Here is a 13108-nt window from a genome sequence, read left to right as displayed (position 1 = left end):
GCAGGAATGGATATACACCCAATCCAAACCCGCCGCGCCCCAACCTAAAGTGAACAGCATTACAAGAAAGGGGCTGTCTATTCATGCAAGATCCACCGTTGCAGACGGTCTTGGCGATCGTGCCGCAATCCCCATGAAGCGCCGCACCCTCTCTCCTTGGGCATCGCACAGGATGGTTTCAGGTGCAGCATCGAGTTGGATATTACCGTTTTCCATGAAGATCACCCGGTCGGAGATCGACATGGCAAAGTCCATTTCGTGGGTCACGATCAGCATGGTCATGCCTTCCCTGGCCAGGTCGCGGATCACGTTCAGCACGTCGTTGACCAGTTCAGGGTCGAGGGCTGAGGTCGGCTCGTCGAACAGCATGATCTGCGGCTCCATGGCCAGGGCCCGGGCGATCGCCACACGTTGTTGCTGTCCGCCGGAGAGCTGGTGCGGGTACTTGTGGGCATGGGCCAGCAGGCCGACCTTGTCCAGCAGCGCATACGCACGATGTTCACTCAGCTCGCCCGGCTGGCCGTGGTAACGCGGTGCCAGGGTGACGTTGTCGAGAATGGTGCGGTGCGGAAACAGGTTGAAGTTCTGGAACACCATGCCGATGTGCCGCACGCCTTTGCGCAGGCGGGCGCTGTTGGGTTTGTCCGAGGCTTCGATGAATGTTTCGCCGAACAACAGGATATCGCCGCTATCGATGCTTTCCAGGCCATTGACCGTGCGGATCAGCGACGTCTTGCCGGAGCCGGATGGCCCGATGATCGAGACCACCTGGCCGTAGTCGACACTCAGGTCGATACCCAGCAGCACTTTGTGCGTGCCGTAGCTCTTCTGGATGTTCTTCAATTGCAGGATAGGCGTCGCGTTGTTGCCGGCTGCCTTGCGCGCACTGTCGGGCAAGGCTTCGGCGCAGGCCTTGAACTTGGCCACGGCGGCGTCATCGAGGGTGTGCGGCTTGCGGAAGTTAAGGTCCAGGTAGCGCTCCAGGCGCTGCAGGAAAAAGCCGAACACGGTGACGATCAACACGTAGTACACGCCGACCGCCGCCAGGGTTTCCATGACCAGGAAGTTGGTGGCATAGAGGCGTTGGCCGACCGTGAGGATCTCGGTCAGGGAGATGACCGAGACCAGTGACGTAAGCTTGACCACTGTGATGTATTCATTGATCAGGGTCGGCAGCGAGATACGGAACGCCTGGGGGATCACGATCAAGCGCTGCATGCCGAACAGGCCGATACCCAGCGCGCGCCCGGCCTCCTTTTGCCCCTTGGCCACGGAGATCAGTCCACCGCGGTGGATTTCCGCCATGTACGCCGCTTCCGTGACCACCAGGGCCAGCAAGCCGGAATAGAAGGGGTTGGACAGGATCGGCCCGCTGCCGGGAAACAATTGCGGCAAGTTGTAGACGAAGACCACCAGCACCAGCAGCGGGATGCTGCGGAAGAACCAGATATAGACTGCTGCGGGAATGCGCAAAAAAGGCGAGTGGGACAGCTTGGCCGTGGCCAGGACAAAACCCAGCAGCATGCCGATGAACCAGGCCAGGGCACTGAGCTGGACCACCGTGACGCAGGCATTCCAGAAGTCTGGCAGGGAGAACAGGGAGAAGAAATACGACCAATCGAATTGCATGGGGCACCTCGATCTGCCGCCCCTAGCAGAGGCGGCAGATGACCAGACTACAAGGACAGGTTTTTAGTTTGAGGTCGGTTCTTCCAGGCCATATTTCTTGAGGATAGCGGCGTACTCACCGCTCTTTTTGGTTTCCTCGAAAGCCTTTTGCACGGCCTGGAAGGTTTCGTCGTTACCTTTCTTGACGAAAATGCCCAGGGTTTGTTGATAGATCGGGTGCTCAGTGGTGATCACGACCCGGCCATTGGTCTTTTCCGCGATCATTTTTGCCGCACCGGCGATTTCGACCTGGGCCTGGATGTTTTTGGACAACAGGGCCTGGGTCACTTCGGGTGCCGAGGGATACTCGCTGACGGTGATTGCGCCTTTGTTGTTGGGCACGCAGTACTCATCGGACAGCTTCCTGAATTCCTTGACCCAGGTCGTGCCCTGTTCCAGGCCCAGTTTCAGTCCGCACAGGTCTTCAGGCTTCTTCGCATTGATTTCGCTGCCCTTGGGCACCATGACCGCGGCACCGGTGTTGGCATACGCAATGGTCTGGGCCTGGGTCTGGCGCTCCGGCGTGATGTACATGCCGGAAATGATCGCGTCGTACTTGCCGGAGTTCAGGCCAAGGATCAGGCTGGGGAACTTGGTGTCGACGAACTCTGCCTTGGCGTTCATGTGCCTGGCCAGTGCCGCCGCCAGCTCGGGATCGGAGCCCACCACGTTTTTGTCCTTGTCATAGGACTCGAAGGGCGGGTAGGTGATTTCCATGCCGACCTTGAACGTGTCTGTCGCGGCCATGCTCACCGAGGCACCGAACATTGCGGCTGCCATTACAGCCAGGCCCAACACGGTTTTCTTATTGTTTTTCATTCTTACTGACTCCGGCGTAGGTAGGGGGTGAAGCTGAAAACTTCAATCAGGACGTTTGAGTCTGATTTTTCAGATGTCCGAAACTGGCGGGCTTGCGTGCCTTGCCTGGCAGTTGAACGTCCCCGTTGGCCACTCTCTGGCGCAGATACTGATAGGTCTGCAGCGCCTGGCCATACATGTGTTCGCCGATCGTGATCTCTTCGTAGTCGTTGCCAGCCTGGGCGAATCCTGGCAGCGGTTTGATCTGGGTGTGATAGTCGCAGGCATAGAACAGCGGGAAGGAGTAACGCTCCTCTTTCACACTGCGCACCCGGTGCGCCGTGGCAATGAATGCGCCTGCGGTCATCACTTCCAGCATGTCGCCGATGTTGACCACAAAGGCATCGGCAATCGGTGGTGCATCGATCCATTGTCCGAGGTTATTCATCACTTCAAGGCCCGGTTTGTCGGCCAGGAGAATGGTGAAGCACTCGTAATCAGTATGGGCGCCAAGTCCCGGTGCGTCATGGGCGGCTCCGTCGAACGGGTAGTGGATCAGGCGCAGTTTTGACGGCGGACGGGTGACCAGGCTGTCGAAATAGTTTTCTTCCAGGCCCAAGGTCAGGGCAAAGCCTGCGAACAGGCGCCGGCCCAAGGTGAAGATCGCTTCATAGTAGGCTTGCACCGCCGCCTTGAAACCTGGCAGCTGCGGCCAGTCGTTAGGTCCCAGCAGCGGCGTATTGGCCAGCACCAGCGGGTCATCGGCCGGGACTTCGAAGCCGACGTCGAAGGCTTCCTTGTGGTCCGGCTTGCCTTTGGAATAGACCTCTTCGCCTTCGGGTACAAAACCCTTGTGGGTTTGCGAAGTGCCGATGTAGTGCTGCATCTTGGTGTCGAAGGGCTGGTCGAAAAAGTCCTTGGCCGCCTTGCGCAGGTTGGCGATCAGCTGCGGGTCGATGCCGTGATCGGTGATATAGAGAAACCCGACATCGCTGGCGGCGCGCCCCAATTGTTCGGCCACGGCCAGGCGGTGTTCCAGTTCAAAACTGAACAAGCCGGCGATGTTGACCACCGGGATGCTGTTGAAGTTGGCTTTGTGTGTGTCAGTGCTGAGGCTTTTATTTTTATTGTCAGGCATGACGCGTCGGCTCCCTAAGGATGGCTTGAGTGGTAGAAACGCTCGAAGTGTTCGCGCTCGGTCTGGCCCATCCACACGTTCAATGACCACAGATCGGCCACCGGGACATTAGTGAAGGGCAAATGATGCAAGTAGCCGTCGGCGCCGAATTCCGGGGTCAGGGTGCTGACCTGGTAACCGCGGGCTTGCTGCGAGCGCCAGATGCTTTCCCAGTGCTGCTGATGGAAAGCCAGTTCCTTGGCATATTCAGGGGCTGCCGGGTGCGGAACCTGTGGGCCCTGGTCATAGCCTACCCGGGCCTGGATATGGTGAACCCGCTCGACGAAAGCGCTCAGGTCATCGGCCGGATCATTCAACAGGCGCTCGCAGGTCACGACCCAATGGCTGATGTCACTGGTGAACAACAAGTCGGGCAGTTGCCGAATCAACTCCAGGGTTACCCAAGGGTTGAACAGCGACCGCGAGCGGTGGGTTTCAAAACTGCAGACCTGGCCGTGCTTGCGCGCCAATTCCAGTGCCTGACCGAAGAACTCCACTTGTTGCGGCAAGGCCCAGCGATCATTGCCTGCCAGCACGTTGACAAAACGCGGGCCGAGTTCGGCGGCCCAGGAAAGTTTGCGGTCGAGGTCTTGGAGATGAAGGGCAGGGGACGCCGACTGGTCCGGCAGTACATCGTAGGCGGTGAAGATCGTGCTGATGTAGCCCAGGCGATTGGCCTGCAGAAAGGCTTTGAACTCAGCCCTTTCACGTGCATCCAGTGGCAGGCGTGCTTCCATCCCGTCAAAGCCTGCGTGCAGCAGCTCTTCAAGCGCCTGGGCCTTGCTGGCGGTGTAGCCCCACAACGTGCGGAAAATTTCCAGCTTCATCGGTGATCCTCGGCGAGTACGCTTGGGAGCCGATGTTAGGCATAGCTGGGGGCGTCAAAGAATCGGAAAACTCAAATCAACACTTCAGACTTTTATCAACAAATAGCTGGCTACTTATCGTGCCTTTCGAGGGGTATTCAACAGGCGAGCAGGCGTCTACGTTAGGGATTACCGAGAGGTGCCACTGTTACGGCATCATTTTGAAGAGTCCCAAGCTACGCAGGGCGCAACTTTTGGCCCTGCGGTTATGACTCATCTTCGTCCAGTAGTGATGTGGCCCGGCTGTTCAGCAGTGAGCCCGCCTGGAAGTAACCCATCACCGTGGTCACGCTGCGGTGTTCGGTCATGGCCATGACTTCGCCGAGCGGTACACCCTGGCGACCGGCCTCGGTGACAAACCCAGAGCGCAGGCTGTGCGCTGCCCAATCACCCTCAAGGCCCGCCAACTTCGCTCGGCGCTGGACAATGCGTGCCACCTGATCGGCCGACAAACCCGCAGTCCCGACCTTGCCGCCTTTATACATCCGCCGAAACAGCGGGCCCTCGTGCGCCGGCGCAGCCTTCATCCAAGCCGTCAGCGCCTGCGCCGCCGGGCCGCGCAGCGGCTTGTCACGGCGCACGCCACCGGTGTCGGTCTTGGTCGCGCCCAGGGCGTACAGCCAGGTGTCGGCATCCAGTTGGCGCACATCGCCCACTTGCAGGCCCACCACTTCCGAGCGGCGCCGCCCGCCACCGCTCCAGGCGAGCAGGAGCAGGGCGCGGTCGCGAATGCCGCGCACGCCATCGGTGCAGGTGGCGAGCAGTGCCTGCAAGGGTTCCAGCACGATCGCGGTTTTCTTGCGTACCGCCACGCCCTGGCGCGACTGGGCCTTGCGCGCTTCACGCAGCAGGGTCTTCAACGCCGGCGCTTGCGTGGGACTGTCCCAACCCTTGATCCGGTGCCATTTGCCGAGCACGGCCAGGCGGTGACTGACCGTGTTGTAGGCCAGCGCTCCGGGTTTGCTTTTGACTCGCGCCTCGACCAGCGCCGCGTCGATGCTGGCCGGCAACAGGTGCGCCCAACCGCCATCGGCCAGGGGGCGTGCCAAATGATCGACAACAAACTGAACCGCCACCGTGGTCGGCAGCGGTGCATCGCCCAATGCCAGGCCGTAACGCAACTGCAGCCAGGCCGACCAATAGGTCAGGGCGCTGCGATAGCTGCGCACGGTATTGGCTGCGGTGCCGGCAGCAAGAAACGCCGCCGCCGCTTCCTGGGCGTTGATCGCCAGGGAATGCGGGTTTAGCGGGGTTTCGTCGAGCAAGGGTAATTGATCTGTAACATTTAATACGTTCAACGTATGATAATTCCAATAATCGAAATATAACGTCGGATAACAATCCATTATCAGACCTAATATACCCGGAGGTGGGCCATGGCAGTAGGGGTGCCGGAAAACGAGGTGTTTGCTGCGGCGGACGCGGTGTTGGCCCGTGGCGAGCGACCGACGGTGGAGCGCGTACGGTTGGAGTTGGGCCGTGGCAGTCCGGCGCGGGTGGGTGGTTTGCTCGATCAATGGTGGACGCGCCTGTCCGAGCGGCTGAGCGGCGAGACTCGACTGCCGACACTGCCGGGCGAGGTGTCGCAGGCTTTTGTAGCGGTGTGGCAGCAGGCGATTCACCTGGCACAGGGTGTGGCCGAACAGGCGCTGGACGAACAACGGCAGGTGATAGCTGCCGAACGCGAACGTGTCGCCACCATAGAGGAGCAGGCGCGGCAGGATGCGGCGCGGTTTCGTCAGCAGGCGACGCAGGCCATGGCGGGACGCCAGGCCGTCGAGACACGACTGGCCGACCTCGAGTTGCTGCTGGCGCAACGTCAGACGCAGATCGAGGACCTGCAGCAACAGCGCGAAGCTCTGCTGCGTGAGCGCGGTGATGTCCAGCAACAAAATCAGGCATTGCAACAGGATCTGCAGGCGCTGCGGCTCAAGGCCGAGCAGGAGCGCGTTGCCCAGGAGAGCTACGTACGCAATGTGGAGGATCGTGCTCACCGCGAGGTCGACCGCGCCCGGGAGGAGGTCAAAGCCGTGACGGCCCACTTCAAGGAGGCCGGGCGGCAGATCGAGCAGTTGCAGCGGCGGGTGGAGTCCATTCAAACCGAACTCAGCCAAACCCAGCAACGGGCCGCAGCACAGCACGCGCGTGCCGAGACACTGGAGCAGCAACTGGCCCAAGTACGTCAGCCACCCGCGATAAAGCGCAAGCCAAGGACACGAAAGGCCGCTGCGCCGAAGACCGTTTCCTGAGGAGGGTTACGAGCGCCTGTCGACAGGGGCTGTCACCGATTAGCTTTATCCCTGGTTGCCGGGCGGGCTGACCCGGTGATTTTGTTGATAAAGATCAACATCACACGGGCGACGCCATATGAGCATTCCTCAATGCATGTGTGATGCAAATGGCGAGGAGTGCACCCAGATGGCCCACAGTAAAATTGACTTTCGTGCTGCAGCCCGCGAGAAAATCCTCAGTGGTGCCACGCAGTTGGCGGACGCCGTGCGCGTGACACTGGGCCCGAAATCAAAATCGGTGTTGATCCAGAATAAATGGGGCAATCCCACGGTCTGCAACGACGGTGTGACGATTGCCAAGCGCGTTGACCTGCAAGACCCCGAGGAAAACCTGGGCGCGCAAATGCTGCGCCAGGCCGCCGAGCGCACAGGCGAGGCAGTAGGGGATGGCACCAGTACCTCGACGGTGCTGGCCCACGCCATCCTGGCCGATGGCATTCGCAACGTTGTCGCGGGTGCCAGCGCGATCGACCTCAAGCGTGGCCTGGATCGCGGCTTGACGTTGGTGGTGGATTCACTTGTCGCCCAGGCGCGGCCCGTCAGTACGCCCAAGGAAAAGGCCCAGGTCGCCACGCTGTCTGCGCATAACGATGCTGTCATCGGTCAGTTGGTGGCGGATGCACTGGAGAAAGTCGGCGTTGAAGGTGTGGTCAGCGTCGAAGAGTCCAAGACCACCGAAACAGTGGTTGAGGTGATGGAAGGGATGCGTTTTGACCGCGGTTATGTCTCGCCGTATTTCGTCACCGATGCCGAGAAAATGCAGGTTGAACTCGATGACGCCTACTTGCTGCTCTGCGACCACAAGATAGGCGCGCTCAAGGACCTGCTGCCCTTGCTCGAGCTTGTTGCCAAAAGTGGTCAACCGCTGGTCTTGATCGCCGATGACATCGAAGGTGAGGCGTTGACCACCCTGGTGGTCAACCAGATACGCGGCATCCTGCGAGCCGTGGCCATCAAGGCGCCCGGTTTTGGTGATCGGCGCAAGGAAATGCTTCAGGACATGGCTGTGCTGACAGGAGCAACGGTGGTTTCCAACGATTTGGGCATCACGCTGGAGCAAGTTGAATTGGGCCAGCTCGGGCGGGCGCACCGCGTGGTGGTGCAAAAGGACAGCACGGCATTGATTGGTGGGGCAGGTACGAAGGAGGCGATTGAAGCGCGGTTGCAACAGATTCGCACGCAAATGGAGCACACCACCAGCGATTACGACCGGGAAAAACTCCAGGAACGACTGGCCAGGCTGTCTGGTGGAGTGGCAGTGATCCGGGTCGGGGCGCCTTCGGAGGCGGAAATGAAGGCACGCAAGGATGCGCTGGATGACGCCATCTCGGCGACGCGCGCGGCGATTGCTGAAGGCACTGTGCCAGGGGGCGGGCTGGCCCTGCTCAAGGCGGTCCCGCTGATCGCGGCCGAAGAAGCCCGTTGTGAGGGGGATGTCAGGACCGGTCTGCAAATCCTTCGCCGGGCCCTGGAAGCCCCGGCCAGGCTCATCGCGGAAAACTCGGCGGTGGACGCGGGCGTGGTGGTTGCGCGCATGCTAGCAGAACCCGGCAACGTCGGTTTCGATGCGTCCGCCAACTGTTACGTGGACATGTACGAAGCCGGCATTATCGATCCGACCAAAGTGGTGCGCATTGCCCTCGAAAATGCCGTATCGGTGGCCAGCATTCTGTTGCTGACGGAGGCGACCATCACTGATATTCCGGAAAAGGAATCACCCGTCCAGCCGCCTTTTCCTGAATGAGCAGGCCGGCTTGGGGCGCTCAGGTATAGGCGGCTGTCTCGGTTAACGCCAGGTGATTGAGAAGCGGATTTTCGCCGTGCAAATAACCGAGCGCCTGCTGCATCAGCAAGATGGATTTTTGTCTTTTCTCATGGCGCGTGGTTGGGTCGGCATGACGTTGCGCTGCACCTGCGAAGGAGAAACAGCGTGTAGCGGCACGCAGGGAAAGGAACAGCGCCAAGGGTTCGCAGTCTTCTTTCCAGGTGCAGTGGTTGATGTAAGTGGTCAAAAGACCTGCACCGAGCGTGTTGAGGCCGTGGTGTTGCAGGTCCATCAGCACGAATGCCAGATCGTACAGCACGTCAATGCAGGCGATCCGTTCACTGAACTCGATGCCGTCGAACAGGGTCGGCTGCCCGTCGAACAGGCAGATGTTGGCCAGGCGCAAATCGCCATGGCAGCGGCGTACGCGGCCCTGACTGCGTCGCTCTTCGAGGCAGGCTGTCAAAGATGCCAGCAGCTTCCTGGAGGCATGGGCAATCGAGATGACTTGCGCGCTGTCGAGAAAAGCGCAGTAGCGGGACATTTCCCGATAGTTTTTCTCGATCTCTTGATACAGGTCCGGGATGCGCCCGAAGGACGGAGTGATCCGGGCGCAGGCATGAAAGCGGGCGATCTCGATGCCTAGCTGCTGCATCATCGGTTCGGTCAGATGCCCCTGGACGGCCATGCGGTCAAACAGGCCATCCTGAGCAAAGCGGCGCATCACCACCAGCCAGTCCACAGCGGGTCCCTGGCCGTCGAGCACTAATTGGCCATCGGCCTGGCGGTTTATCGAACTCACGCGCAAATACAGCGTCGGCGCTGTTCGTCGGTTGAGCCACAGCTCTGCCCGGCAGGCTTTTTTCCGGCTTTGCAGGCTGAGGAAGTCCAGTTCGGCAAACGCCACTGCACGCTTGAGTTTATAGGCACGGTCGGCATGCAGGAAAATCACCGAACCATGGGTCTCGATTCGCTCCACAGGCTGGTTGGACGTATCGTAGGCGGATGGTCTGGAGAGAAAGGCAATCACTTCGTCTTGTTCGTTGCTCATCCCGGCCTCCTCATCTCCAGCCGTCCTGAGGCCCGCCAGCGCTTGCCGTCTTCCCGTCAGCGGGCGGCGCCGTGGCGCACGACCTCTATGCAAAAGTCCTGCTCAAACGGCGGTACGTTGCACTCGACGACGTCAGCGGCGGCAACTTGCAGATGCACACCGACAATGTCGGCCCGGATTGGCTGCCGGCAGATGTGCCGGTCGACCAATACAGCGGTGTAGACCCGGCGAGCTCCCAGTTGTGCCAGATAGGCGCAGGTACGCAGCAGCGAATGGCCTTCGAACAACACATCATCAACCACCAGCAACGTGGTGTTGGCGAGGTCCAGTTTGGCCAGCAGCGGATTTTCGGTCAATTGCGTGAACGGATGCAGCACTTGCAGGTCGTCGGCATAGCGCTTGACCTCAAGTGGGTAAAGAGGAAGTTCCGGTTGGCCGGTCTGGTGCGCAATGTGCTGGCGCAATCGTTGAGCCAAGGGCTCACCGCGGCGCTTGATTCCAATCAGGGCGGCGTGCGCCGGTGGCAGCAGGCTGGCGGCCTGGCGCGCCATCGTCTGCAGCACGTCATCGAGTTCGTTGCGCTCATACAGGCGCAACCGCTGACTTGCCAATAGGATCGTCATTGCCTTCTCCTGCCTGTGAGCCATGGGGCACGTGCGTTTTCAGTCAATGTAGCCCGGTTGGCCCTGGCGCGATTGATATTGATCAATCGTGATCAAATCAAACGTCGGCCGGTTCGACCGTCGGGTGACGCGCATGGGCGGCAGCGGCCTGGTGTGAGTCACTTGCTTGCGCAGGCACTTGATATAAATCAACGCCAAGGTCGCCTCGACGGAGGATTCTGAATCCATGACACAGGTGCCCGAGCCACCGACGAACACAGCAATGGGTGGTGGCGGGCAGCGACATAAAAGCAAGCTTCGTGGAGTCCGATCATGAGCCAGTATCAACGGTTATTGCTGATCATCAACCCGGCCCTGCGCCAGTCTAAAGCCATGGATCATGCAGCCGCCCTGGCCAAGGCCAGCGGTGCCAGCCTGCACATTGGCGCCTTGATTCCATCCTGGAAGCTGTTGTCGCTACTCGAAGAAGGCGACCGGGAAAAGGCTCGCGAAGAATATCTGCAAGACCAGCGCAATTGGCTCAAATACCAGGCCGATCATCTGCGCAACAGGGGTCTTGAAGTGACCGCCGAGGCGAAATGGGCCGACGACCTGCAGCAAGACATTCTCGATTACGTCGCAGAAATGCAGCCCGACCTGTTGATCAAGCAGGTACAACGGGAACCGGCGCTCAAGCGTGGGTTTTTTACCCCGCTGGACTGGCGTCTGTTGCGTCATTGCCCGATACCGGTCTACCTGCCTGGCGAAGGTGATCACCCTTTGCCGCGCAAGGTCGTGGCAGCGGTGGATGTTTCCAATCCCCTGGTACAGGACGACGAGCTCAATCAGCGGATCATCCACCAGGCGTCCAGCCTGGCTATACAGTGTCAGGCCGAATTGCACCTGGTGTATGCCTGCGACGCTTCTGCGCTGTTCCTGGGCGATATGGGCGGCGGGGGCTTGACGCTCGCGGACCTCTACAGTCAGTTGCGCAAGGGCCATGAAAAAACCTTCCTCGACCTGGCTGGCCGGTATGGCGTGCCGGCTGACCGGCGACATTTCATCGAGGGCCATCCTGTGGCCGTGCTGCATGCGTTCGCCGATGAGCAACAGATGGACGTGATTGTGATGGGCAGGGTCCAGTCCCATGGCTTGGACAAACTATTGGGCAGCACCACCGAACATACCCTGTACCAGGTGACGTGCAGCATCCTGGCCGTTTAGCGCAGTTCGGCCAGGGCCACAGGTTTCGAGACGTCATTCGTCAGCGCCGCAGGAGGTTGCCGTGATCCAGAGTCCTTCATTACAAACCACCTTGCCCAATCGCGCCGAGGCCGGTCGACGCCTGGTGGAACCGTTGCTCAAGTATGCCAACAGGCCTGATGTGATCATTCTCGCCTTGCCCCGTGGCGGTGTCCCGGTGGCTTATGAAGTCGCCACCGCCCTGAATGTGCGCCTGGACCTGATGCTGGTGCGCAAGCTCGGTGTGCCTTCGCACCCGGAATTTGCCATGGGCGCCATTGCCAGCGGCGGTGTACAAATCCTCAATGATGACGCGCTGCGGGCGCACCCGATCGATCGAGCCAGTTTCGAGGCAGTGGTCGCCCGGGAAGCGCAGGAGCTGTCGCGACGTGAAAAGGCGTATCGGGGAAACCGCCCGCCACCGCAACTCAAGGACCAGGTGGTGATCCTGATCGACGACGGCCTGGCGACAGGTTCTTCAATGATGGCAGCGATCCATGCGGTGCGCATGCAGGCGCCCGAGCGCATCGTCGTCGCGGTACCGGTTGCGCCCCGGGAAACGGTCGAGGATTTGTCCATGCAAGTGGACGAAGTGATCTGCCCACTCATCCCTGAGTGGATGATGTCGATCGGCTACTGGTACCTGGATTTTTCCCAGACCTCGGACGAAGAGGTCATCGATCTCATGCAACGGGCCTGGCAGCGGGAATTGCCGGGCGCCTCCCACATGGAACATCGCGATGCTTGAAGCTAAATATCGATCCCTGGACCTGCCGGGCGTTGAATTGTCCGCCGATTTGCGTTTGCCGACGAACGCGCGCGCCCTGGTCATCTTCGTACACGGCAGCGGCAGTGGTCGTTTGAGCCCGCGCAATCAATATGTGGCCGATGTCCTGGCCGATCGGGGCTTGGCTTCGCTGCTGTTCGACTTGCTAACGGAACCGGAGCAGCGCCTGGATAATCTCAGCGGGGAGTTGCGCTTCAATATTCCTTTGCTGGCCAGGCGGTTGATCGATGTGATCGACTGGGTAGGGCGTGACCGCGAATTGCGTGCTTTGCGCATCGGACTCTTCGGCGCCAGTACCGGCGCGGCGGCAGCACTGGTGGCCGCCGCTGAGCGTGCGCCAGTGATAGGGGCAGTGGTCAGTCGGGGTGGGCGAACCGATCTGGCTGGACCGGCCCTGCCTCGGGTCAAGGCGCCGACCTTGCAGATTGTCGGTGCACAGGACCCGGTGGTGTTGGGCTTGAATCGTCAAAGCAGCCAGACCCTGCGGTGCGAGCAACGGCTGGAAGTCGTGGAGCGCGCCACGCATCTTTTTGAAGAGCCAGGCACGCTGGAGGCAGTCGCCAGGCTCGCTGGCGACTGGTTTGAAAAATACCTGCATGCCCCCCTGTAGGAACGAGTATGCTCCGGGCGGCGTTCCGACGTAGAACCTGAGAGCACCACGGGGAGTCAGGTTTCCCGCGTCATCGTTGACGTCCATCGCGACGGTGCGACGATTCGACAGTCTCGCTCCTACAGGGGAACACAGGCATCACCAAAAGCAGGTCGGCTTTTAAGGCCGCCTCGCTTTGCTTTTGATCGCGGGCGCCCCGTTAACCACTGTGCGAGGCACCGAGTGATATGTACTCCGACAACCCATTTCAC

Annotated in this window: 13 protein-coding genes; 5 read left to right on the top strand and 8 right to left on the bottom strand. The window is 60.3% G+C overall.

The annotated features are described in order from the left end of the window. Window positions 1-81: 81 nt before the first annotated feature. The 5 genes from PG5_RS32375 to PG5_RS32355 form a co-directional block, all read right to left on the bottom strand. Window positions 82-1629 (bottom strand): amino acid ABC transporter permease/ATP-binding protein, encoded by a 1548-nt coding sequence (locus PG5_RS32375; RefSeq protein WP_020801304.1) that lies wholly within the window; start codon window positions 1627-1629, stop codon window positions 82-84. Window positions 1630-1692: 63 nt separating this feature from the next. Beyond that, complete coding sequence (locus PG5_RS32370) at window positions 1693-2487, bottom strand: ABC transporter substrate-binding protein (protein ID WP_020801303.1); 795 nt, start codon at window positions 2485-2487, stop codon at window positions 1693-1695. A gap of 46 nt (window positions 2488-2533) precedes the next feature. Continuing rightward, the gene (locus PG5_RS32365; RefSeq protein ID WP_020801302.1) at window positions 2534-3604 is read right to left on the bottom strand and encodes an isopenicillin N synthase family oxygenase; all 1071 of its coding nucleotides are present in this window, start codon (window positions 3602-3604) and stop codon (window positions 2534-2536) included. 14 nt (window positions 3605-3618) lie between these two features. Then, window positions 3619-4470: a sugar phosphate isomerase/epimerase gene (locus PG5_RS32360; protein WP_020801301.1), complete on the bottom strand. Its 852-nt coding sequence runs from the start codon at window positions 4468-4470 to the stop codon at window positions 3619-3621. A gap of 245 nt (window positions 4471-4715) precedes the next feature. Beyond that, window positions 4716-5807 carry a site-specific integrase gene (locus PG5_RS32355; RefSeq protein ID WP_020801300.1) on the bottom strand — a complete coding sequence of 364 codons (1092 nt, stop codon included), beginning with the start codon at window positions 5805-5807 and terminating at the stop codon, window positions 4716-4718. 78 nt (window positions 5808-5885) lie between these two features. On the opposite strand from PG5_RS32355, the gene PG5_RS32350 reads away from it, so the two are divergent. Further along, window positions 5886-6758 (top strand): DNA-binding protein, encoded by an 873-nt coding sequence (locus PG5_RS32350; RefSeq protein ID WP_020801299.1) that lies wholly within the window; start codon window positions 5886-5888, stop codon window positions 6756-6758. Window positions 6759-6927: 169 nt separating this feature from the next. Continuing rightward, window positions 6928-8544, top strand: coding sequence for a chaperonin GroEL (gene groL / locus PG5_RS32345; RefSeq protein ID WP_020801298.1), 1617 nt, complete (start codon window positions 6928-6930; stop codon window positions 8542-8544). A 19-nt stretch (window positions 8545-8563) separates the two neighbouring features. On the opposite strand, the gene PG5_RS32340 is transcribed toward groL, so the two are convergent. Genes PG5_RS32340 through PG5_RS32330 form a run of 3 tightly spaced genes read right to left on the bottom strand, consistent with a single transcriptional unit; the run spans window position 8564 to window position 10467 of the window. Then, the gene (locus PG5_RS32340) at window positions 8564-9616 is read right to left on the bottom strand and encodes a phosphotransferase (protein ID WP_020801297.1); all 1053 of its coding nucleotides are present in this window, start codon (window positions 9614-9616) and stop codon (window positions 8564-8566) included. Between the two features lie 56 nt (window positions 9617-9672). Then, entirely contained in the window at window positions 9673-10239 is a 567-nt protein-coding gene (locus tag PG5_RS32335) for a phosphoribosyltransferase family protein (protein ID WP_020801296.1), read from the bottom strand. Window positions 10240-10278: 39 nt separating this feature from the next. Then, the gene (locus PG5_RS32330) at window positions 10279-10467 is read right to left on the bottom strand and encodes a hypothetical protein (RefSeq protein ID WP_033043768.1); all 189 of its coding nucleotides are present in this window, start codon (window positions 10465-10467) and stop codon (window positions 10279-10281) included. Between the two features lie 84 nt (window positions 10468-10551). On the opposite strand from PG5_RS32330, the gene PG5_RS32325 reads away from it, so the two are divergent. From PG5_RS32325 to PG5_RS32315, 3 genes are all read left to right on the top strand, one after another. Next, complete coding sequence (locus PG5_RS32325; protein WP_020801294.1) at window positions 10552-11442, top strand: universal stress protein; 891 nt, start codon at window positions 10552-10554, stop codon at window positions 11440-11442. A 61-nt stretch (window positions 11443-11503) separates the two neighbouring features. After that, window positions 11504-12208 (top strand): phosphoribosyltransferase, encoded by a 705-nt coding sequence (locus tag PG5_RS32320; protein WP_020801293.1) that lies wholly within the window; start codon window positions 11504-11506, stop codon window positions 12206-12208. Further along, complete coding sequence (locus PG5_RS32315) at window positions 12201-12857, top strand: dienelactone hydrolase family protein (RefSeq protein ID WP_020801292.1); 657 nt, start codon at window positions 12201-12203, stop codon at window positions 12855-12857. The genes PG5_RS32320 and PG5_RS32315 overlap by 8 nt, the downstream gene beginning before the upstream one ends. Window positions 12858-13108: the final 251 nt, after the last annotated feature.

Origin of the sequence: Pseudomonas sp. G5(2012) (genome assembly GCF_000408945.1) — a bacterium.
Taxonomy (GTDB): Bacteria; Pseudomonadota; Gammaproteobacteria; order Pseudomonadales; family Pseudomonadaceae; genus Aquipseudomonas; species Aquipseudomonas umsongensis.
Note: the sequence above shows the minus strand (reverse complement) of the source record. Positions and strands in the feature narration are given on the sequence as shown.